11 protein-coding genes and 2 pseudogenes are annotated in these 21,662 nt (G+C 72.1%); 6 read left to right on the forward strand and 7 right to left on the reverse strand.

Features of this window, described 5'->3' with window-relative positions:
• Positions 1-7: 7 nt before the first annotated feature.
• Positions 8-9,124 carry a non-ribosomal peptide synthetase gene (locus tag CG719_RS25110; RefSeq protein WP_100570940.1) on the reverse strand — a complete coding sequence of 3,039 codons (9,117 nt, stop codon included), beginning with the start codon at positions 9,122-9,124 and terminating at the stop codon, positions 8-10.
• On the reverse strand, positions 9,121-13,110 hold the full coding sequence (locus CG719_RS25115) for a non-ribosomal peptide synthetase (RefSeq protein WP_442802746.1): 3,990 nt from the start codon (positions 13,108-13,110) through the stop codon (positions 9,121-9,123). Before CG719_RS25115 ends, CG719_RS25110 begins: the two co-directional genes overlap by 4 nt.
• 497 nt (positions 13,111-13,607) lie before the next feature.
• Here CG719_RS25115 and CG719_RS25120 point away from each other — a divergent pair, with 497 nt between their 5' ends.
• The gene (locus CG719_RS25120) at positions 13,608-14,567 is read left to right on the forward strand and encodes a DUF5996 family protein (protein ID WP_100570969.1); all 960 of its coding nucleotides are present in this window, start codon (positions 13,608-13,610) and stop codon (positions 14,565-14,567) included.
• A 53-nt stretch (positions 14,568-14,620) separates the two neighbouring features.
• Here the strand turns inward: CG719_RS25120 and CG719_RS25125 are convergent, their stop codons facing one another.
• Positions 14,621-15,064, reverse strand: a complete 444-nt coding sequence (locus tag CG719_RS25125; RefSeq protein ID WP_100570941.1) for a VOC family protein — start codon at positions 15,062-15,064, stop codon at positions 14,621-14,623.
• A gap of 217 nt (positions 15,065-15,281) precedes the next feature.
• On the opposite strand from CG719_RS25125, the gene CG719_RS25130 reads away from it, so the two are divergent.
• Together CG719_RS25130 and CG719_RS25135 are read left to right on the forward strand one after the other, a co-directional pair.
• Entirely contained in the window at positions 15,282-15,839 is a 558-nt protein-coding gene (locus tag CG719_RS25130) for a pyridoxamine 5'-phosphate oxidase family protein (protein WP_100570942.1), read from the forward strand.
• Positions 15,840-15,910: 71 nt separating this feature from the next.
• Positions 15,911-17,140, forward strand: a complete 1,230-nt coding sequence (locus tag CG719_RS25135) for an amidase (protein WP_100570943.1) — start codon at positions 15,911-15,913, stop codon at positions 17,138-17,140.
• A gap of 27 nt (positions 17,141-17,167) precedes the next feature.
• Here CG719_RS25135 and CG719_RS25140 read toward each other — a convergent pair whose 3' ends face one another.
• Complete coding sequence (locus CG719_RS25140) at positions 17,168-18,106, reverse strand: RNA polymerase sigma-70 factor (RefSeq protein WP_100570944.1); 939 nt, start codon at positions 18,104-18,106, stop codon at positions 17,168-17,170.
• Between the two features lie 187 nt (positions 18,107-18,293).
• Between CG719_RS25140 and CG719_RS25145 the strand changes: the two genes are divergently transcribed.
• Both CG719_RS25145 and CG719_RS37585 read left to right on the forward strand, forming a co-directional pair.
• Positions 18,294-18,779, forward strand: a complete 486-nt coding sequence (locus tag CG719_RS25145; RefSeq protein ID WP_100570945.1) for a carboxymuconolactone decarboxylase family protein — start codon at positions 18,294-18,296, stop codon at positions 18,777-18,779.
• 204 nt (positions 18,780-18,983) lie between these two features.
• The gene (locus CG719_RS37585) at positions 18,984-19,109 is read left to right on the forward strand and encodes a multicopper oxidase domain-containing protein (RefSeq protein ID WP_199836774.1); all 126 of its coding nucleotides are present in this window, start codon (positions 18,984-18,986) and stop codon (positions 19,107-19,109) included.
• 44 nt (positions 19,110-19,153) lie between these two features.
• Here the strand turns inward: CG719_RS37585 and CG719_RS25155 are convergent, their stop codons facing one another.
• Together CG719_RS25155 and CG719_RS25160 are read right to left on the reverse strand one after the other, a co-directional pair.
• Positions 19,154-19,660, reverse strand: a complete 507-nt coding sequence (locus tag CG719_RS25155; RefSeq protein WP_100570946.1) for a DinB family protein — start codon at positions 19,658-19,660, stop codon at positions 19,154-19,156.
• A 142-nt stretch (positions 19,661-19,802) separates the two neighbouring features.
• Positions 19,803-20,087: a hypothetical protein gene (locus CG719_RS25160; protein ID WP_234375754.1), complete on the reverse strand. Its 285-nt coding sequence runs from the start codon at positions 20,085-20,087 to the stop codon at positions 19,803-19,805.
• Between the two features lie 1,196 nt (positions 20,088-21,283).
• Here CG719_RS25160 and CG719_RS36725 point away from each other — a divergent pair.
• A pseudogene (locus CG719_RS36725) lies at positions 21,284-21,466 on the forward strand (pyridoxamine 5'-phosphate oxidase family protein); the annotation flags it as partial.
• 57 nt (positions 21,467-21,523) lie between these two features.
• Here the strand turns inward: CG719_RS36725 and CG719_RS37425 are convergent.
• Positions 21,524-21,662, reverse strand: a pseudogene (locus CG719_RS37425) (IS256 family transposase); the annotation flags it as partial.

Here is a 21,662-nt window from a genome sequence, read left to right on the forward strand (position 1 = left end):
GCGGTTCTCAGACCACGGTCGAGGGGTCCGGCGGTCGAGCCTTCGAGAGCGCGGCGGCGATGTCCTGGACGTGGGGTTCGGCGACGAGTTCGTAGTGGTCCGCGGCGACGCGCTCGACGCGTGGCCCGGGGAGGTGGTGGTCCCAGGCGTCGGGGGCGGTCGGTTCCGGGGCGAGGAGTCCCTCGCCGACCGGGCGTTCGGCGAGCCAGATCGTGGTGGGTGTGCTGTGCAGGCGCGGCACGTGATGCGCGGCCATGGCGGCGAGGTTGGTGCGGCAGCAGTGCGCGAGGCGGTCGGCGTAGGCGCGGCCGGCTTCCGGCAGCCGTCCGGCGCGGCCGCCGCTCAGCTCGCGCGCGAAGACGGCGTCCACCTGTTCTTCGCTGTAGGCGGCCAGGAGTCGTCCCGCGCCGGGCGGGGGCGGGTCGAGCAGGTACAGGGCGTCCACGGCGCGGCTCTGCGACTCGGCGAGTGCCGCCATGGACAGGGCGGTCCAGGCGCCGAACGACCAGCCGGCGAGCCGCAGCCGGTGGCCGGAGCCGGGGAAGGCGTCCCGGACGGAGGCGAGATAGCGTTCCGCACGCTCGGTGATCGACCGGGGGGCCCGTGCGGGGTCGCGCAGCGCCGGGTCGGCGATCAGGCAGACGGTCAGGTCGTCGGGCAGGGCCGCCACGAGGGGGCGGTAGGCCTGGATGTCGCCGCCGACGGGGTGGACGAGGCACAGCACGTCGCGGCCCGTTCCCGGCTGCCACACCTCGACGTCCACCGCTTCCGGCGAACCGGCATCGGATCCGAGGTGGCTGAGGATCTCGGCGAGGCTGACCCGGTGGCTGAGGCGGGACAGGTCGAGGTCGGTGCCGAAGAGGCGTTTCACCTCGTCGAGGAGTTCCAGGAGGGTCAGTGAGTCGGCTCCCAGGTCGTACAGCGCCGCCTGCGGGTCGATGGTGTCCACGCCGAGGAGGCCGCTGAGGGCGGCGGTGAGGGCGGTGGTGGGGTCGTCGGCGGTGGCAGGGGTGTGCGGGCGGGGTGCCGGTTCGTAGAACAGGGGTGCGGTGGCCAGGTCCGTGGTGTTGACCATCAGGTGCGGCAGGCGCAGGTGGAGGGCCTGTTCGAAGAGGGTGGCGCCTTCCTCGGGCGTGAGCGCGACCGCCAGGTGTGCCTGGTGGCGGCTGTCGGTGTGCAGGGCGTGCTGCGCCATGCCCACCTCTCGCCAAGCGTCCCAGCCGATGCTCATCCGCACGGTGCGGCTGTGGCCGGACGGCGTGTGGTGGGCGTGGGCGTCCAGGCAGGCGTTGGCCGCCGCGTAGTCGAACTGGCCGACGCCCCCGAACCGGGCGGCCATCGACGAGCAGAAGAGCGCGTAGTCGGGGTCGTGTTCGGCGACGAGGATGTCGACGAGCAGGGCGCCGCGCAGTTTGGCCGCGGTGGCATGGCGGGCGGTCGCGGGTTCGCGCCGGGCGAGGAGGCCTCCCGCGGCGGTTCCGGCGGCATGGACGATTCCGGTGAGGCCGGCCAGGTGCGGCGCAAGTCGGGCGGCGATCGTCTCCGGTTCCTCCGTGGCGAGGTCGGCGGGCACCAGGGTGACGCGGTCGGGGAACGCCGCGAGCGCGTCCGGCGTGTCGGTGCCGCGTGCGACCAGGACGACGCGGTTGCCGGGGTGCCGCAGCAGGCGGGCGGCCAGGGTGGTGCCGATGCCGCCGGTGCCGCCGAGCACGAGGTGGGTTCCGGGGGCGGCCGGGCGGGCGGCGGACGGCGGGGCCGGCGGTGCGGTGACGGGCTGGAGCGTGCGGTGCCACCAGTAGCCGTCGCGCAGGGCCGTCGCCGCGGTGGGGAGCGTGGTGTCGAGGAGCAGGTCGGGCAGGTGGGCCGCCCAGCCGGCGGGACGGGGTCCGGGCAGATCGGCCCAGCGCGCGGACACGCCCAGTTCCTGGCGGGGGACTTCGAGGGCGGCGGCGAGCAGGCCGCCTTGGGGGGTGCGGACGTCGCCGGTGACCGGCTGTGCCTGGTGGGACAGCAGCCAGAGGTTCGGCCGTCTCTCGTCCGGGAGGCCGGCCACTGCCAGGGTGAGGGCGGCGACGGTGTCGAGGCAGGCCCACTGGGCCGTCTCGGTGGCGGAGGTGCTCTGTTCGCCGTCCAGGGCGAGCGGCAGCGCGTGCAGCCAGTCGACGGCGGGCGCGGTGCCGGTGACGCGGGTGAGGAGCGCGGTGAGGTGCGCTGGGTCGGCGGGATCGGCCTGGTAGCGGTCCTCGTCGACGCGGGTGAAGGTGTCTCCCGCGCGTACCGTCACGACACGGGCGTAGTGCTGTTCGAGGAACCGCCAGGCCTCGTCGCCCGAGTCGCCGGAGTCGGCGGAGTCGGCGGGGGTGACGACGACGGCGGTGCGGCGGGGGTCGTTGCCGCCGGTGCGGGCGCGGCGCAGGCGTGCCCAGACGGGCTGGTGGAGCCATTGGGCCGCGGGCAGTCGTGCTGCCCGCTCGGGTCCGGGTGGTGGGGTCGGCTCGTCCGCCGGGGCGGCGCGTTCCGGAGCGGGTGCGCGCGGGAAGTCGTACTCCGCCGTGTCGAAGGCGGGCGGCGGGAAGTCCCAGGGCGCGGGGGCCGGGCCCGCGGGCCAGTGGAGGGTGTGCCCGGCCGTCCACGCCTCGGCGAGGGTGTGCGGGTCGAGGCCGTCTGCGGGCAGGCGGGTCTCGGACGGTGAGGGCGCGACCGGCTTCGGGGAGCGCAGCCAGTCGACGGCGGAGAAGACGTCCGGGCAGGCCGCCGCCGCGCGGTGGCCGAGCGCGGGCCGGCCGGCCTGGAGATGACGCAGCACTCGCGGGTAGGCGTCGGGGTGTGCGTCCAGGTAGTCCGCGATGCGACGGCCGTCGGCGCGCACGGCGGCGGCGGAGCTGCCCGACAGCACCAGGCAGGGGATCGTCGGCATCGCGCGGGGAGCGGGTGCCTGCTGTGGCCGTTCCAGCAGGAGGTGCGCGTTGGTTCCCCCGATGCCGAAGCTGCTCACGGCGGCGACCCTGGGGGTGTTCGCGGGCCAGGGTTCGGCCGCGACCGGCACGCGGAACGGGCCGTCGTCGATCGCGGGGTTGAGCCGGTCGAAGTCGGCCGTGGGCGGGAGGGTCCCGTGGTGCACGGCGAGGACGGCGCGGATCAGGCCGACGACGCCGGCCGCGGCTCCCAGGTGTCCGATCTGGCTCTTCACGGAGGAGAGCGGCACGCGCGCGTCGTCGTCGAGGCCGTACGCCTCGCGCAGCGCGGCGGCCTCCACGGGGTCGCCGAGCCGGGTGCCGGTGCCGTGTGCCTCGATGTAGCCGAGGTCGGCGGCCCGGCGGCCGCTGCGCGTGAGGGCGGCGCGGATGGCCTCGCGCTGTCCGGCGCGGGAGGGAGCGCTGTAGCCGAGCTTGTCCGCGCCGTCGTTGTTGACGCCCGATCCGGTGAGGACGGCGTACACGGTGTCGCCGTCCCGGCGGGCGGCGGCGAGGGGTTTGAGGACGACGGCGCCGGCGCCGCTGGCCCCGACGGTCCCCTCGGCGTCCGCGCTGAAGGGCCGGCAGTGTCCGTCCGGCGAGAAGATGTGCTGCGGGCGGTAGGTGTAGCCGTCGGTCAGCGCCGTGTCGACCAGGACTCCCGCGACGACCATCACATCGGCGTCGCCCTGCCGGAGCATCCCCGAGGCGACGTGGACCCCGACGAGGGAGCTGGAGCAGGCGGACTGGACGGTGAGCGCCGGGCCGGTGAGTCCCAGGTGGTAGGCGGCCTTGGTGGCGAGGAAGTCCTTGTCCTGGTGCTGGGCCAGGCGGAAGGTGTCCGGCAGTGCGCCGGGGTCCGCCTCGCGGAGCAACTTCGGGTAGTAGGTGTTCTCGCCGCAGGACGCGATGATCCCCACCCGCCGGCCGGCGGGGTCGCCCAGACCGGCGTGGGCGAGGGCCTCGACGCAGTTCATCAGGCGATGGCGCTGCTGGGGGTCCATCAGCCGGGCCTCGTGGGGGCTGATGGTGAACCTGCCCGGGTCGAAGGCGAGCAGGCCCGCCATCTGGCTGCGGGCGCCGGTGCGGCCGTCGGTCGCGGGGAAGTGCTCGATGCCCCGGCGGCCGGTGACGATCAGGTCCCAGAAGGAGGCCAGGTCGTCAGCGCCGGGCAGACGCACCGCCATCCCGACGACGGCGACGGGTTCGTCGGCTCGTTCAGGGGCGAGGGAAGGCGCGCGGTCCGGTTCGGCGGCGGTGCGGTCCCGTGTGATGAACCGGGCGAGCGCGCGAAGGCTGACGTGCTCGAACAGGTCCGGTACGGAGAAGGGAAGGTCGCCCTCTCCCGCGCATCTGAGGTGGAAGCGCATCAGGTCCAGGCTGGTGGCCCCGGCGTCGAAGAACCGCCGGTCGACGTCGGGCACCTTGCCGGTGGCCGTCTCGAACAGGCCGGCCAGACGCAGTTCGAGCGCCGTCAGGGCCTCGGCCGGGGAGGAGGCGGGGAGCAGCTCTCTGCCGGGTGCGGTGAGTGCCGCCCGGCGGTCCAGTTTCCCGCTCGGCGTGCGCGGCAGGTCGGCCACCAGGCGGAAGCGGGCGACGCGGATGTAGGCCGGGAGCAGTCCGGCGAGATGGGCGGCGAGGCCGGCGGGGTCGGGGGCTTCCTCTCCGCACTGGAGGACGGCCACGAGCCGGCCTTCCTCCACGGCGGCGACGGCGTTGGCCACTTTCGGGTGCTGGAGGAGCGCGGCCTCGACCTGGCCGAGTTCCAGCCGGTGGCCGCCGAGTTTGACCTGGCCGTCGTCGCGGCCCGCGTAGTGCAGCAGGCCCTGCCGGTCGAAGTACGCCTGGTCGCCGGTGCGGTAGAGGGTGCCGAGTTCGGGATCGTCGAGGAACCGTTCGCGGTGTGCGTCATCGCCGCCGAGGTAGCAGCGGGTGGCCATGGGGCCGCCGATCAGGAGTTCGCCGGTGACGCCGGGCGGGACGGGGAGGCCCGCCTCGTCGGCCACCCGCAGCACCGCCCCGGACACCGGGCGCCCGATCGCGGGGCGCGGCGGCCAGGCGGCGGGGTCGCCGTCGAGGCAGAGCCCGCTGACGACGTGGGTCTCGGTCGGGCCGTAGTGGTTGAACAGCCGGGCGCCGCCCGGGAGTCCGGCGAACCAGGTGCGGATGGCGTCGGTGCACACCAGTTGCTCGCCTGCGGTCACGACCTCCCGGAGCCGGGAGGGGTACAGGCCGAGCCGCACGCCGTGTTCGGCGAGGAGTTGCAGGGCCACGTAGGGAAGGAAGATCCGTTCCACCGCCCCGCTCTCCAGCTCGCGCAGCAGGGCGGGGACGTCCTGCCGCCAGGCCGGCCTCACCAGGCGCAGCTCGCCGCCGCCGCACAGGGTGGTCAGGATCTCCTGGAACGAGACGTCGAAGGACAGCATGGAGAACTGCTGGGTGACGGCGGGCCCGCCCGGTCCGCCCTCGTCCCGCTGCCAGGACAGCAGGTTGCACAGGGTCCGGTCGGGGACCTGAACGCCCTTGGGGGTCCCGGTGGAGCCGGAGGTGAACAGGGTGTACAGGGGGCGCTGCCCTTGGTGCCGGTGAGGTACGCGTGCGGCCCCAGGTGTGCCGGTGAGGGTGAGGACGTGCCGGGGCAGGTCCGGCGGGGCGAGGGTGTCGAGGACCGCGGTGTCCTCGGGGGCGACGACGACGCAGCGGGGTGCGGCCTGGTCGAGCACGTGGCGCAGCAGGGGCGGCGGATAGGCGGGGTCGAGGGGGACGAGGGTCAGGTTGAGGCGGGTCGCCGCCAGGAGGGCGACGATGTGCTCGACGGAGGGCTGGAGGTAGAGGGCCACCGCTGCCGGTGCGGCGGGGTCGGCCGGCCGGAAGGCGCGCAGGGCCGAGGCGACCTCGTCGGCCTGTGCGTCGAGTTCGGCGTAGGTGAGGGTGGTCTCGCCGAGGGTCACGGCGGGGGCGTCGGGGGTGCGGGACACCTGGCGGGCGAACGCCTCGGCCACGGTGGCCACGTCGTCCAAGGGTTCGGTGCCGCGGCCCTGCCGGTCGAAGCCCTGCCGGTAGGGGGCGACGAGTTCGCGCAGGGTGATGTCACTGCCGGCGGTCAGGTGGTCGAGGGCCTCGCGGAAGAGCCGGGCGGCGGCCTGAGCGCGCTCGGTGCCGATGTCGTCCCGGTACTCCCACAGGCAGTCGAAGCCGGATTCGTGCTCGACGACGGAGAGGGTGAGGGCGCACTTGGCACCCGTCGGCTGCGGCCAGCGGGGCTGGGTGCGGCAGCCCTCCAGGCTCAGGCGGGAGAACTCGGTGTTCTCCAGTACGAACAGGTAGTCGAACAGTGGAGTGCGTTCGTGGAAGGCCCGGTCGGCGAGGACGTCGGCGAGGGCCACCTCCTGCCCGCCCAGTACGGCGCTCACGGTGTCCGCGTGTGCGGCGAGGTTGCCGTCGAGGGTGTCGCGGGGCCGGGCCGTCAGGTCCAGGAGCACGGTGTTGGCGAACATGCCGACCGCGTCGCCGAACTCGGGGCGGGGGCGGTTGGCGACGGGAGCGGCGACCAGCGGTCGGGTCTGTCCCGTCACGCCGTACAGGCTCGCGGTGAACGCGGACACCAGAAGCTGGAACCGGGTCAGTCCCGCTGCGGCGGCGCGCCGGTCCAGAGCGGTGCGCCGCGTCAGGTCGAGGGAGGTGCGCAGGAGCCTGGCCCGCCGACGCTGTTCCGGCCCGGGGTCGGGCAGGGGGGCCGAGGAGGCCGCGTCGTCGTAGTGGGCGAGGAGGTCGGCGCGGTGCCGTGCGTAGGCCCCGGTCGCGTGCCAGTCCCGCTGCCAGCGCGCGAAGTCGAGGGGGGTGACGGGCGGTTCCGGTCGTGCGGGGGCACCGGCGTAGGCCTCGCTGAGATCCTGGAGGAGGAGGTTGAGGGACCAGCCGTCCACGGCCGCGTGGTGGAGGTGGAGGAGCAGGAGGCCGCCGTCGGACCGCCGCACCCAGCCGGCGCGGAGCATCCGCGGATCGGTGAGGTCGAAACGGTGGGCGAAGAAGCGGTCGGCGGTGTCCTGCCACCGCTCCCCCGGCCGGCCCTCCAGCGGTTGCCAGGGGTCGTAGGGGTGTTCGGTGCGCTGACGCAGACCGTCCGGGGCGGGGACCAGGCGAGTGCGCAGGGCCGGGTGCCGCTCGACCAGGGTGCATACTGCACGGCGCAGTCCCTGCGTGTCGACGTGGCCCTTGATGCGGAAGGCGAGCGGCACGTCGTACGAGCGGTCCTCGGGGTCGCGCTGATGCAGGAGCCAGAGGCGTTCCTGTTCGCCGGTGGCTGGCGCGTCCGGTTCGTCCGTGGCGGGCGGCACCGGCGGGTGCGGGCGGGCGGCGACGTCCGGGGCGTGCACCGCGTCCGCGAGGGCGGCGAAGTCGGCGCGCAGGACGAGGTCCTGGGGCAGGTCGACGGCGAAGCGGTGGTGGATCTCGAAGCGGAACCGCAGTGCCTTCAGCGAGTCGCCGCCATTGGGGATCCAGCGGTCGTCGGGGCGCAGGCCGCGGACGTCGAGGATCTCCTCGGCGATCTCCAGCACGGGCCGTTGCTCGTCGGTGACCCGGGCGGCGCCCTCGCGGCTGGCCCGCCACGGTGTTCCGGCCGCCTCGATCAGGGCGGCCCGGTCGACCTTTCCGTTGGCGTTCAGGGGGAGTCCGGCGACCACGTGGGTGTGGTGGGGGCGCATGTACGGGGGCAGGGTGGCGGTGAGGTGGCGCTCGTACACGTCGAAGTCGAGGCCGTCACCGGGCACGAGGAAGGCCAGCAGTTCGTTGCGGCCGGCCGCGTCCCGGCGGACGCAGACGTAGGCCTGGCGTACGGCGGGCAGGGTCCGGATCCGCTGCTCCACCTCACCGGGTTCGATGCGGAAACCGCGCACCTTGACCTGCCGGTCCGCCCGGCCGACGTAGGTGACACGTCCCTGACTGTCCTGGCGTACGAGGTCGCCGGTGCGGTACCAGCGGCGCGCGGTGCCGTCGGCGTCCGGCAGGTCGACGAAGCCGCGCGCGGTCTCTTCGGGCAGGTTGCGGTATCCGCGCGCCAACGCCGTTCCGCACAGCAGGAGTTCGGCCAGTTCGCCGGGCTCCGCGGTGCGACCGTCCAGGGTGCGCAGCAGCAGGCCGGTTCCCGGCAGGGGGGTGCCGATCGGGACCTCGTCGCCGTCGAAGTCCCGTGGGACGGGGTGGATCAGGGCGAAGGTCGTCGCTTCCGTCGGGCCGTACACGTTGTGCAGGACCGTCGCGGTGCCGGGATTGGCCTCGTACCAGCGGCGGATCGACCGCGGGTCGAGTCGTTCGCCGCCGATGAGGACCTGGCCGGTGCCGGCGAAGCAGTGGGGGACCTTCTCGACGACCGTGTGGAAGAGGGCCGCCGTGATGAACAGGGTGTCCACGCGGCGCTCGCGCAGCACGTCCGCGAGCCGGTGGGGGGTGTGCACCTGCGTGTCGTCCAGTACGACGCAGACACCGCCGGTCACGAGCGGAGCCCACACCTCGAAGCTGAGGGCGTCGAAGGCGGGGTTGGACAGGCAGGCGTAACGGCCCCCGGGCTTCAGATCGATGTAGCCGGGCTGGGCCAGCCGCAGCACGCCCGCGTCGGTGACCTCGACGCCCTTGGGGCGGCCGGTGCTGCCGGAGGTGTAGAAGACGAAGCCGGTCTCGTCGGCGGAGCCCGTCTCCTCGCTGGTGCCGGTCTCCTCGGGGGTGCCGGGGTCGGGCTTCGGCTCGGCGGCGTCCCGCGGTGTCCGCGCCGCTTCCCGCAGGGGAAGGAGCAGGTCGGCGGCGTCCAGGGCGCCGGGGTGGGCGCTCTCGCCGTCGTGGACCACGACCGTGGCTCCGGAGTCCTCCAGGATGTGGTGTTGCCGGTCGTGGGGGCTCAGGCGGTCGAGCGGGACGACGACGGCGCCGGCACGGCGGACGCCGAGCATGACGCACACCAGTTGCCAGGAGCGGGGCAGGCATACGGCGACGGCCTGACCGGGGCTCACCCCACGACGGCGCAAGTGCGCGGCGACCCGGCCGCTGAGCCGGTCGAGTTCGGCGTAGTCCAGGACGTGGGTGCCGTCCTCGACGGCGACGGCGGCGGGCGTGCGGCGGGCCTGGCCGAGGACGGCCCCGGCGAGCGTGGCGGGCCCGGTGAGGGGGGTGTTCATCGCGCCTCCCCCACCGGTGCGACGGCGGTGTGCGGCTCGTCCGCCAACTGCTTTTCGTGGTAGGCGAGTTCTGCGGCCAGCAGGTCGGCGACCCGTGCCGTCCCGGCGCCCTCCAGAACTTCCCAGTGGTCGCACTCCAGCGTCTCGACCCGGAAGTCTCCCGTCGCGCGTCGCCGCCAGAATTCGCGGACCCCGGCGTGGGAGGGCGTGTCGGCGCCGTCCGGCACGGCTTCGGCGAGGACGAGACGGGCGGGTGAGGCGGCCGGGACGTGGTCCCGGGCGGTGAGCCGGTTGTGGTTGTAGAGCCGGAAGTACCGGTCCACCTGGGCGTCGTCGATGCCCGGGTACATTCCGTTGAACCTCACCAGTTTTTCGCGGAACTCGGCCGCGTCGACAGGGGTGATCGCCTCCCGGGCCGAGGCGTCGTCGGTCGCCTGTGTGTCGAGCAGGACGACGCTGACGTCATCGCGTCCGGCGAGAGTCAGCAGGCGTCCCATCTCGTGGGCGACGAGGCCTCCGTAGGACAGGCCGGTCAGGACGAGGGGCCCCTCGCCGAGGAGTTCGAGCATGCGCAGGTACGCCTCGGCCATGGCCTCCACGGTGGGCAGGACGTCCTCTCCGGGGTTCACGCCCGGGGACTGGATGCCGTAAAGGCCCGTGTGGCCGGGCAGGAGCGCGGCCAGCGGGAGGTAGCAGAAGGCGGTGCCTCCGGCGGGGTGCACGCAGACCACTCTGGGCCCCGAGCCCCGGCGGAACTCGATGAGGCTGCCCGGCGCACGGTGGGTGGCGTCCTCCCTCAGCAGCGCGGCGAGCGACTCGATGGTGGGACGCGTCATGACCTCGGCGACGGGCAGCGGGCGGCCGAAGGCCTCGGTGACATGGTGGGCCATCTTGATGGCGGACAGGGAGGTGCCGCCGATGTCGAAGAAGTTGTCGCCGATGCCTATCCCGGGGTGCAGCAGGACCTGCTGCCATATGCGGTACAGGGCGTGTTCGACGTGGTCGCGCGGGGTGCCCGTGTTGACCTGGTCGGTGGCCCGCTCGTGGGCCTGCCGCAGGAGCGCGGGGCGGTCGAGCTTGCCGCTGGAGTTGAGCGGGAGGCTCTCCAGGTCGACGAAGACGGCGGGGATCATGTAGTCGGGCAGGCTGTGGGCGAGGGCGACGCGCCAGTCGCCGCGGGGCGGTGCGCTCCCCCGGCCGACGCCCGCGACCAGTCGTGGCTGGCCGGCCGTGTCCCGGTCGACGAGGACGGCGGCCTCGCGAACGCCCGGCAGGCGCAGCAACGCGGCCTCGATCTCGCCGGGCTCGATCCGGAAGCCCCGGAGTTTGACCTGGTCGTCGGCGCGGCCCGCGTAGTGGGCCTGGCCGTCTTCTCCCCAGCGGGCGAGGTCTCCGGTGCGGTAGACGCGGGCGCCGGGGACGAACGGGTCGGGCAGGAAGCGTTCGTCGGTGAGGTCGGGGCGGTTGAGGTAGCCGCGGGCCAGGGACTCCCCGCCGAGGTGGATCTCACCGACGACGCCGGGCGGGACGGGCCGCATACGGGAGTCGAGTACGTAGAAGCGGGTGCCGGGCAGCGGCCGGCCGATCGGGCAGGGGCGCTCCAGCGGGCGTGGCTCGTAGTAGGCGGTGCTGTAGAGCGTCGCCTCGGTGGGGCCGTAGCCGAAGCAGATCCGCAGGCCGGGCAGGTGCTCGGTCATGCGGTGCAGTGCGGCCTCGGTCAGGGACTCGACGCCGGTGAGCAGCTTGCGCAGCGGCAGACCGCGCAGGCGCGTGCCGGGGTCCTCGTCGATCCAGCGGACGTAGGCGGGCGGCAGGAACGCCTGGGTCACCCGGTGCTCTCGCATCCAGTTCAGCAGGGCGTCCGGGTCTCCTCGCACGTCGTCGGGAACGATGTGCACCTCGCCGCCGGTGGTCAGGGGCAGCAGGAGTTCGTGGATGGAGGCGTCGAAGGCGGTGCTGGACCAGGCCGAGCCGATCTCGCCGGGGGCGGTGCCCATGCGTTCGTGCCAGACCGTGAACAGGTTGAGGACACTGCGGTGTTCGACGGCGACGCCCTTGGGCCGTCCCGTGGACCCGGAAGTGAAGATCACGTACGCGATCTGGTCCGCGGTGCGGGTGACGCCGAGCGGCGGAAGGTCGCAGGTGGCCGCCTCGGCCTCCACGGTGCCCAGGTCGAGCCACTCCTCCGGGCGGTGCGCACCAGGATGGTCGCTGAGCACGACGGGGCAGACGGCGTCCTCGACCATGGCGGCCAGCCGGGCAACGGGCTGCCCGGGGTCGAGCGGGAGGTAGGCGGCGCCCGCCTTCAGGATGCCCAGGATGCCGACGAGCAGGTCGCGGTTGCGTCGCGCGTGCAGTCCCACGACGTCACCGGGGCGGACGGAGCGGGCGACGAGCGCGTGCGCGAGGCGGTTGGCGCGGCGGTCGAGGGTCGCGTAGTCCATCGCGCCCTCCGTGTCGACGACGGCGACACGGGTGGGGTGCTCACAGGCCTGGGCCTCGAAGAGGCCGGTGACTCCGGAGGCCGTGCGCAGAGCGGCTGCCACGGGGTCGGCCGCCGCGGGCTCGCCGTGGTTCCGTGTCGCGTCACCCCGGCGGATCAGATGCCGGTGCTCGCCCGGGTTCATCAGTTCCAGGGTGTGGATGTCGCGGTCCGGGTGCCGGGTGAGATCGGTGAGCAGGTGGCGCAGGTGTCCGGCCCAGCGCTGCACGGTGCTCGCGTCGAAGAGCGCGGTCGCGTAGTCGAGGTGCCCGGTGAGGCGGCCTTCGGACTCGGCCGCCGACAGGACGAGGTCGAACTTGGCCGGGGCGTCCTGGATCGGCAGGGGTTCGGTCGTCACCCCGGGCAGGCGCAGCAGGTCGTGCCGGTCCGGCACCCAGGCCAGCATGGTCTGGAACAGGGGGGTGTGGGAGGCGCTGCGCGGCGGGTTCACCAGCTCGACGATGCGCTCGAAGGGCAGGTCCTGCTGGGCGAGGGCCGCGCGTACGGCGGCGCGGGTGCGGGCCAGGGCCTCGGTCGCGGTGGGGGAACCGGAGAGGTCGACGCGCAGCGGGAGCGTGTTGACGACGAAGCCGATGAGTCCGGCGGCGCCGGGTGCGCGGCGGCCCGCCACCGGGCTGCCGACAACGATGTCGTCCTGTCCGGACAGGCGGGACATCAGGATGGCCCAGCCGGTGAGGACGGCGTTGAAGAGACTGGCCTGCTGGGAGTGGGCGAGAGCGCGGAGCGCGGCGGTCACGTCGGCGTCGAGAGCGAACTCGACACGTCCGCCGTCATAGCGCTGTTCGGCCGGGCGCGGCCGCCCGGTGGGAAGTTCCAGGACGGCCGGAGCGTCGTCCAGCGTGCGTCGCCAGAAGTCCTCCTGGGAAGCCAGGGCACCGCCGAGGACCGCCTCGCGCTGCTGTTGCGCGTAGTCCGCGTACTGCACCGTGAGTTCCGGAAGGTCTGCCTTGCCGCCCGTGAGCGCCGCCGTGTAGTGAGCGGCGACCTCCTCCATCATCACCTTCATCGACGTTCCGTCGAAGATGATGTGGTGGAACGTCAGCAGCAGCACGTGCCGTCGGGGGCCCAGGGCGATCAGCCGGCCACGCCCGAGCGGGCCGGCCTCCAGGTCGAACGGCCGCTCCGCCTCGTCCCGTTGGTACCGGGCCACACGCCCGTCGGGATCCGCGTCGGCACTGAGGTCCTCGAAGACGAGCGTGAACCCCTTACCAGGCGGGTCGATGTGCTGGTTCACGGTGCCGTCTTCCGCCACCAACCGTGTCCGCAGGCTCTCATGACGGCCGGTCAGAGAGCCGAAGGCACTCAGCAGGGCCTCGCGATCGAGCGGTCCCTCGATCCGGAAGGAGGCGAGGGTCTCGTTGTAGGCGGCATTCGCGCCCGGCAGTTGGGCCAGGAACCACAGCCGCTGCTGGGAGAAGGACGCCGGACGGACGCGGAGAGGGGCGTTGGGGGGAACGGAGCTGGGCGTGTTGTGCACCGGCAAGGCCTGGCTTTCCTGTCGGGGAGGAGGACCGGGGCGGAACGACGGCACATCGGAGGACGGCACCACACGGAATTCCGTGAGCGGACAAACGTCAATCCGGGGAAGGTGGGGGGATGCGCCGGAATTCGATCGATTGCTTTACCTGGTTAAATTGATGCACTTGTCATACGGAGTCACCCAAAGGGCTGGGATCTTGACATGAACGCGATCATGGTTCCATCCCCCACAGCATGTCAACCCTTGACTTCACTGAGCGACGTGCCGTAGATACCGCGCACTGAAGAACTGCTTCCGGCCTCCATTCGCCCCGGTTCGAAACTCCAGGGGAATCCCTCGACTTCGCCCTTTCGGGGATCCGAGCAATGACTTTCGACGTCGGCGGGGGTATAAGCCGGCCGGGTGCACGAGATGCCGCGCCTGTCCCACGTGGCCATCATGTCGTCCAGGGGCCCGATCCGGCCGTCAGGAGCGTCGGACGCCAGGGAAGGTTGATGACCATGGAACTGTTCCCGCCGATCCCGCTCGCCGAGTGGCGCGACACCAAGGAGACGCTGCATCGCTTCGCACAGATAGCGGGGAAGGTCCGTCTCGCCGCAAGCAGCCGGCGCAACCACTGGTGGAACGTCCCGTTCCACCTCACCGGGCGTGGGATCACGACACGTCCGATGGGACAGGTGGACGGCAATCCGATCTTCACGTTGGACTTCGATTTCGTCGCGCATCGGCTGGTCGTCTCGACGCTGGACGGCCGGGAGATCTCCGTCCCGCTCCTCGGACAGTCCGTGGCGTCCTTCTACGGGGCGGTCATGGACTCGCTGGCCGCGCTGGGCATCCGGATGCGGCTCGACATTCCCGGGCCCTTCGACCTGCCCGACTCCGGCCGGCCGTTCGCCGAGGACACCGAGCACGCGGCGTACGACCCCGCGCAGGCCAACCGCTACTGGCGGGTCCTCAGCCAAGTGGCTTCCGTGCTGGAGGAGTTCGCCGCGGGGTACTCGGGGAAGGTGAGCCCGGTGCACCACTTCTGGCACACCTTCGACATCGCGCACACCCGGTTCTCCGACCGCCGCATCGAGCAGCCCGCGCACCTGGACCCGGTCACCCGGGAGGCGTACTCCCGGGAGGTGATCAGCTTCGGCTTCTGGTTCGGCGACGACGCCTTCCCCGCGCCCACGTTCTACTCCTACACCGCTCCCGAGCCGGCGCACCTGGCCGAGGAACCGCTCCGGCCCGCCGCGGCACACTGGGTCGCCCGCATCGACAGCCATCTGGCCGTACTGCCGTACGACGACGTCCGCACCGAGCCCGACCCTCGCGCCGCCGTGCTCGCCTTCTACGAGAGCGCGTACCAGGCGGGCGCCCGATGCGCCGGATGGCCGATCGCCCAGCTCGCCTGCCCGGGCGGGGTGACGGACCCGCAACTGCTGGCCCATGGGATCCGGCCGGCGTTCGGCTGAGGCCTGCGGGCCGGCCGACCCGTTCGGCTCCCGGATGCCGGTGCGCGCGACTCTCAGATGTCGGTGCGCGCCAGTTCGCCCTTGAGCAGTCCCGTCGCCTGGCCCACCTCGATGAGGTAGCCGTCCGGGTCACGCATGTAGCAACGCAACTCGGCGCGACGGTCGACGGGCGGGGTGAGGAACTCCGCTCCCTTCGCGGCCGCCGCCTCGCAGAAGCGGTGGATGTCGGCCACCCTGACATTCAGAAAGCTGGAGGCGGTACGAGGGTCGTCGGGCGTGCGCAGTACGACGTCGGGCTTGTCGTCGGTGGGGCCGCCGCCGGGGTTCAGGATGATCCAGCCGTTGGCGATCTTGATGATGCAGGGGTTCTCCTCGAGCACGACCGTTCCGCCCAGCACGTCGGCGTAGAACGCCCGGGAACGCGGTACGTCGGAGACCGTGAAGAAGTGTGTGAGCACCAGGCCCTCGACCGGCGCAGGAAGATCGTCCCGGTTCATACGCTGCTCCCGCTCGGCGTGTGGTCGGACACGCACCCAGCGTAGGCGCGGCCCGGCCGCACGGCACTCGCACGCCGGCCGGCCCGCCCCCGGGACAGGCCGGGACAGGCCTCTGGACACGGAACACACACGCCGCGAACGGGCGCACCGATGATTCCGGCACGGAATGCCGGTCGTTACGAGGAGAGAGGTACGAGCAGAGCAGAAGGAGATCCACATGCCCGCACAGGGATCCGCACATCAGCCCGCGGCCGAGCTCGACGCCCGCTACAGCTCCGCGCTCAATCCCCGCCCCGGTGCCGCGGAGGTCACCGCCACCGAGTGGGCCGAGGCCGAGCGGCTGCTGAGGTCCGCGGAGATCTTCTGGGTGTCCACGGTGCGGCCCGACGGGCGGCTGCACGTCACGCCCGTGATCGCCGCCTGGCACGACGGAGTGGTGTACTTCGCCACAGGCCCGGGAGAACAGAAGGCGAGGAACCTCTCACATGACGGGCACTGCGCCCTGACCACCGGGGGCAACTCGCTCACCGAAGGGCTCGACGTCGTGGTCGAGGGCACGGCGCGGCAGGTCGCCGATCCGGCGCTGCTGGAAGAGGTGATCGCGGCGTACGAGACGAAGTACGGGCCGCACATCACCTCACCCGAGGGCACCTTCCACGGGATCGGGGACGCGTTCCGCAAGGGGGACGCGGTGGTGTTCGCGGTGGCCCCGGCCACGGCGTACGGCTTCGGCCGGGACGACGGGGTGTACAGCCATACGCGGTGGATGTTCTGAGCGACTGGGCGGACGGGGGGCGTGGTGGTGAGCAGGGTGGGCGCACGCGCTGATGGCGAAGGAGGCCGACGGTGATCACCACCGGGGAGTACGCGGAGCTGTCCGCCCTGGACATCGCCCGTCACGTGCGGCAGGGCAAGCTGACGGCCGTCGAGGTCGTCGGGGCCGCCCTGGCCCGTGTCGACGAACTCGACGACGGTGTGCGGGCGTTCACCGAGGTCTGGGCCGAGCAGGCGCTCGCTCACGCCGCCCGCGTCGACGCGCGGGTCGCCCAGGGCGTCGGACTGCCGCTCGCGGGGGTGCCGATCGGCGTCAAGGCGAGCGAAGGCCCCGGCTCCTACCAGAACACCCGGCTGGTGGCCGCCGGATGCGTGCCAGTCGGCGCGACCTCGGTGCCTCGTACCGGCCCCGGCTGGCAGACGTACGGGCACACCGACCGGGGGCCCACCCTCAACCCGCTCGACCCGGCGTGGTCACCCGGCGGCTCCTCGGCGGGTTCGGCGGCCGCGGTCGCCGCCGGTCTCGTCCCCCTCGCCAGTGGATCCGACGGTGCCGGCTCGGTGCGCATCCCCGCCGCCTGGTGCGGCATCGTCGGCTTCAAGCCCACCAACGGCCGGCTCCCGGCCCGTGACCGAGCGGGTCTGAACTCGCCCGGCGTCCTGGTGGGCGGCCCGCGGGACGCCCTCGCCTACTTCGACGCGGTGACCGGGTCGGAGGTGCCTGCCGTCCGGCCCGCGTACCCGCTGAGGGCGATCTGGTCGGCGACTCTGGGATACGCGGACACCGATCCCGAAGTCGCCGCCGTCGCCCGCCGCTCGGCCCGGCGTCTCGCGGAGGCCGGTCTGATCACCCTGGCCAAGGGCCCCGACCTGACCCTGGTCGACCCCGCCCCCGCCTGGACGGCCCTCCGCGCGGCGGGATTTTCCCCGGCCACACCCTCCGTGGCCGACGTCAGCAGGGTCATGACGACCAACGAGGAGCGGCTGCGCGACTGCTTCCAGCGAGCCGACCTCCTCCTCACGCCCACGACGCCCCACCCGCCGCACGGCCACGACGGGCCGGGGCCACGCATGAGCGTCGCCCTGACGTGGGCGTTCAATCTCAGCGGGCATCCGGCGCTCAGCCTTCCGGCAGGCACCACGGCCGAGGGAGCACCCGTCGGCCTCCATGTCGTGGCCCGCCGCCCCGACGAGCGAACGCTGCTCGCCGTGGCCGACCGCGCCGCCCGTGAACTGAGTCCGGGTCGTCACGCACCGTGGACTGCCATGGCCTCCGGAGCCCGTCACACCTCGCGCAAGTAATGCCCTCCGTGCCGGAGGTTCCCGGGCTCAGCGGCGCAGGGTGGTCTCACGGTGCATGTGGGAGAGTTTCCCGGGGTTGCGTACGGCGTAGAGCCCGGTGATGAGGCCGTTGTCGACGCGCAGCGTCAGTACGGTGTCGATCTCGCCGCTGATCCGGAGAATCAGCGCCGGACAGGCGTTGACCTGCGCCGGCCGCAGCGACGCCTCGGTGATCCTGCCCAGTCCGGAGGCCAGCAGGCGGCCCACCTTGTCCGCCCCCACGATGGGCCGCGGCACGGCCTGCTTGACTCCCCCGCCGTCGCCCAGGAGGACGACGTCCGGCGCGAGGATGTCCAGCAGGCGCTGGAGATCGCCCGTTTCGACCGCCCGTTGGAACGCGTCGAGCGCGTCCCGCGTCTCGGCCGCGGAGACGACCCCGCGCGGGCGGCGCGCCGCGACGTGCGACCGTGCCCGGTGGGCGATCTGGCGGACCGCGGCGGAGGTCTTGTCGACGGCGTCGGCGATCTCGTCGTACTCGAGGTCGAACACCTCACGCAGCACGAACACCGCACGCTCGGTCGGCGTGAGTGTCTCCAGCACCAGCAGCATCGCCATCGAGACGCTGTCGGCCAGCTCGACGTCCTCGGCCACATCGGGGGCGGTCAGCAACGGCTCGGGCAGCCAGGAACCGACGTAGGACTCCCGCCTGCGGCCGAGTGTGCGCAGCCGGCTCAGCGCCTGGCGCGTGGTGATCCGGACGAGGTACGCGCGCCGGTCGCGCACCGTGCCGAGATCGACACCGGACCACCGCAGCCAGGTCTCCTGAAGGACGTCCTCCGCGTCGGCGGCGGAGCCGAGCATCTCGTAGGCGACGGTGAACAGCAGGTTGCGGTGGGCGACGAACGCCTCGGTGGCGGGGTCCGTGCGTCCGCCGTCGCTGAGCCGACCGGCCGTGTCCCCTGTGCACTCACTGCGCTGGCTCTTCACCGGCTGCTCCCGCCTGTCCGTTCTCGACGATGCCACGCACACAGGACGCCGGCCGCGGCCGTCCTGTGACACCCATGAGCGGTGGCGCACGTCACACCGTTGCCCCGTCACAGGAAGCGGGCGGCCGGCATCTCGTGTTCGTCCAGCGCAACGCGACGAATAACGAGCAACAAGTGAGGACGACATCGTGAGCACCCGGTTCAACCTGTTCGACAACGAGATCGGCGCCAAGTTCGCCAAGCGGTTCGCAGGCGCCGGCCTGGTGGTCCAGCAGTCACCCCTGCCGCGGTCCACGCAGGAGCTGGTGTCGCTGCGCGCCAGCCAGATCAACGGCTGCGGCTGGTGCATCGACATGCACACCAAGGAGGCGGCGGCCGCCGGTGAGACCGCCGTACGGCTCAACCTGGTGGCCGCCTGGCGCGAGTCCACCGTGTTCACGGAGGCCGAACGGGCCGCCCTGGCGCTCGCCGAGGAGGGCACCCGGCTCGCCGACGCCCACCAGGGCGTGTCCAACGAGACCTGGGCCCAGGTGCGCAAGCACTACGACGACGACGGGACTGCCGCACTGGTCGCACTGGTCGCCCTGATCAACGCGGCCAACCGGCTCGCCGTGATCGTGCACCAGCAGGGCGGTTCCTACGAGCCCGGCATGTTCGCCGCCGCGTTCGACTGAGCCGCGTCCGTTGCCGGGTCCGGCCCGGGATCAGTCGATCCGGGGCCGGACCCGCTCCGCGGCGAGAAGCGGTGCGCGGCCGGCGCAGGCAGGTCATCGCTCGGCAGGTTCCGGTCGGGTGGCTGGGCGGCCTCGGCGGGCAGGGCGTTCCGTTCGCCGACGGCCTGGCGGGTCTGCGCCGGAGTTCTCGTCGGCCTCGCCGGGCTGCGGCCCGCGGCAGGGCGGCGCCGCCCTGACTTCACCGCCGACCAGCCGGGCCTGTCCCTGTTCCACTGCCACCAGCAACTCCACATGGACTACGGCTTCATGACGCTGCTCCACTGCACCTGACCGCAGCCGGGACGACGGGCCAGGTCGATCAGAGCCGTCAACGCCTAGTCGCCGGTCGTGCCGTCGAGCATCTCGCGCAGTATGTCCAGGTGGCCATTGTGGCGGGCTGTCTCCTCGGTGAGGTGGAGGAGGATCCAGCGCAGGTCGACGTGGAGGCCGTTGCGGATGGTTCCCTCGGCCTGCTTGTCCAGGTCGTTCCCGGCGACCAGTTCGCGGTAGCGGGCGCTCTGTTCGGCGTATTCGTCGAGCAACTGCGTGAGCGGGAAGTCGACGGCGATACGCATCTCGCGGTCGGGATCCTCGTCGGTCATGGGGGCCCGGTCTTCCTCGCCGAGGAAGACCACCTGGAACCAGTAGTACTCGACCCAGCGGAGGTGGTTGATCACTCCGCTCATGGTCATCAGCGGTGAGCCCGGCAGGAGCGCCTTGCGTGCGTTCTCCGCGGAGACGCCGTCGCACTTGGCGCGGGCGATGTCCCGTGCGTAGTCGAGGAACGTGGTGAGCTGGGTGCGCTCGTCCCATGTGGGCGGCGTGTCGTTGATTCTGGTCATCGCGCGAAGCATCCCCAACCACCGCGCCCGCTGTCGAGGTATTTACCGACGGACCCCACCTGCTCCACCCAGCGTCTTCTCCAGCGGGGCGCTACAGCGATTCAGCGCCGACGGGCCGCCCGGCATGATCCGCCGGACAGGCCTAGACACGCGGGCGCAACAACGGCTTTACGACCACTGGGCAGGAGTTCCACAGTTCCACCCCGGCCGTGAGCAGTTCCAACACCGCGCGTAGCTCGTCGGGAGTCCAAGCACTGCACTCGCCTCCGAACAGCTTCTCGTAGGCGCTGTTGTGGACCGCGCCCTGCCGGGGCAGCCCGTGGGCCTCACCGAGTCCTCGAGCGAGATCCTCGAAGAAGTTCCACGCCTCCAGCAGCGCACCCGCGGGGATGCGCCGGCGTTTCGGCGCCTTCAGCCAATGCTGCACACGATCAAGCTCCAGCGTCTCGGTCCCGGAAGCGGCCAGCCGTCGCCCCCTCCGGCTCACATACAACCGCGCCTGCCGACCAGTCACGAACACCGGCACCCAACGGTGATCAGTCGCCGGCAACGTCAAAACCCGGTCAGGGTCGTCCCCCCTGCCACCGAGCCACAGAACCACCCCACTGCGGCCGAACCCCCGCACCCGATACGTATAGAGACGCCCACCCTCACCACGTCGTCCTGCCGCGAACACGTCTGCCATCTCGATCTCTGACACGCCCTCACCCTGGCACGACCCGCGAGAACCGTCGCGGTATTTACCCACGGCGACCAGCGGCACCGGAAACCCCGCCGGCCGGCCAGGCGTCCCCCGCCCTCGCCGAACTTCCCGCAATCCGGCCCTTTCGACCCCAGCGGGACGGCATGATTGGGGGCAGACATGAGATCAGCGGCGTATATCCGGGCAGCGTCTACTCGGCGGTGTGCGGGCCCGTTTTGCCCGTGAACGGGAAGAGTGGATAGCCCTCCACGCACTGACTCCCGGGCGGGTGATGTGGCCAGCCCATCCCAAACCGGTACAGCAAAGTCAGTGCAATGGAGGTCGCGAGCAGTGCGAGCCACATGGCTGCCCGCCCGCCACGCAGAAGCCACCTTCGCAGTGCGGCTTGGAGCAGAAGCAGCAACAAAGTCATGCAAAGCCACACGACGGGCATCATCATCAGCAGCCCTATGTTGTTGCTGACGTTGTTCCCGAGCGGGCAACTCGCCCATGACCGAATGGTCCACGCTGTGCCGCCATACACACCGAAGGCGGAGAGGGCGGGAGCCAGCACATACCAACCGCACCCCGGCGCAGAAGTGGGTGTCTCACCCTGCGCCCTCGAGACGTGCATCCCTGTGCCTCCCCTGAAGGCCGCGCCCCCGGTTGACCGAGCAGGCGGACTGGCCGGCATCTCGCGCGGCGGCCGAGCTACTCACTCACACTGACCAAAGGTTGATCAATTCGGTTCCCTCTTGACGGTGTCGTCGCCGAGCCCGGCTGCCTGGCAGCAGTCCGGGTCGCGCGTCCACGAGCGCGTCGGCCGCGCTGAGCACCCCAGTCGGCCGTCCCCGGGCCAGGGGCTGAAGGGTTCACCGGTCTCCGGGAGTAGGTCTTTTGCCTCATGTGCGCTTTGAGCCTGCTGGCTAAGGTCGGCGCTCATGCGGACCACGGGGATTGTTCGCCGCCAGGCGGCGGAGCGTAGGCGCGACACTCTGGAACGGCTCGTCACCGAGCGGGATGTATGGATGTCGACAGCACATCCTGATCACGGGCCGCACCAGGTGCCGCTGTGGTTCTTGTGGGATGGGCGAGCGGTGTGGATGTGCACCAGCGCCGCTTCCGCAGGTCACGTCCGCTGGAGTGGTGTATCGACGGCCACTCGGTGATCTCGTTTGAGGCTATGCGGTGAGTTCGGTGGGCAGGACGGTGTCGTCGGTTTCTGACTCGATCGGGTGGAGGCGGGCTTTGGCGAGGAGTTCGCGGCCCATGTAGCGGCGGGCCTCGGTCCACTCGTCGTTCTGCTCGGCCAGGACCGCC

This window comes from Streptomyces sp. CB01373, from assembly GCF_002803075.1.
GTDB lineage: Bacteria > Actinomycetota > Actinomycetes > Streptomycetales > Streptomycetaceae > Streptomyces.

Bases quoted from the DNA above. Each gene is read 5' to 3' on its own strand.
- CG719_RS25110 (WP_100570940.1), bottom strand. From the start codon at position 9,124: ATGAACACCCCCCTCACCGGGCCCGCCACGCTCGCCGGGGCCGTCCTC.
- CG719_RS25120 (WP_100570969.1), top strand. From the start codon at position 13,608: ATGGAACTGTTCCCGCCGATCCCGCTCGCCGAGTGGCGCGACACCAAG.
- CG719_RS25125 (WP_100570941.1), bottom strand. From the start codon at position 15,064: ATGAACCGGGACGATCTTCCTGCGCCGGTCGAGGGCCTGGTGCTCACA.
- CG719_RS25130 (WP_100570942.1), top strand. From the start codon at position 15,282: ATGCCCGCACAGGGATCCGCACATCAGCCCGCGGCCGAGCTCGACGCC.
- CG719_RS25155 (WP_100570946.1), bottom strand. From the start codon at position 19,660: ATGACCAGAATCAACGACACGCCGCCCACATGGGACGAGCGCACCCAG.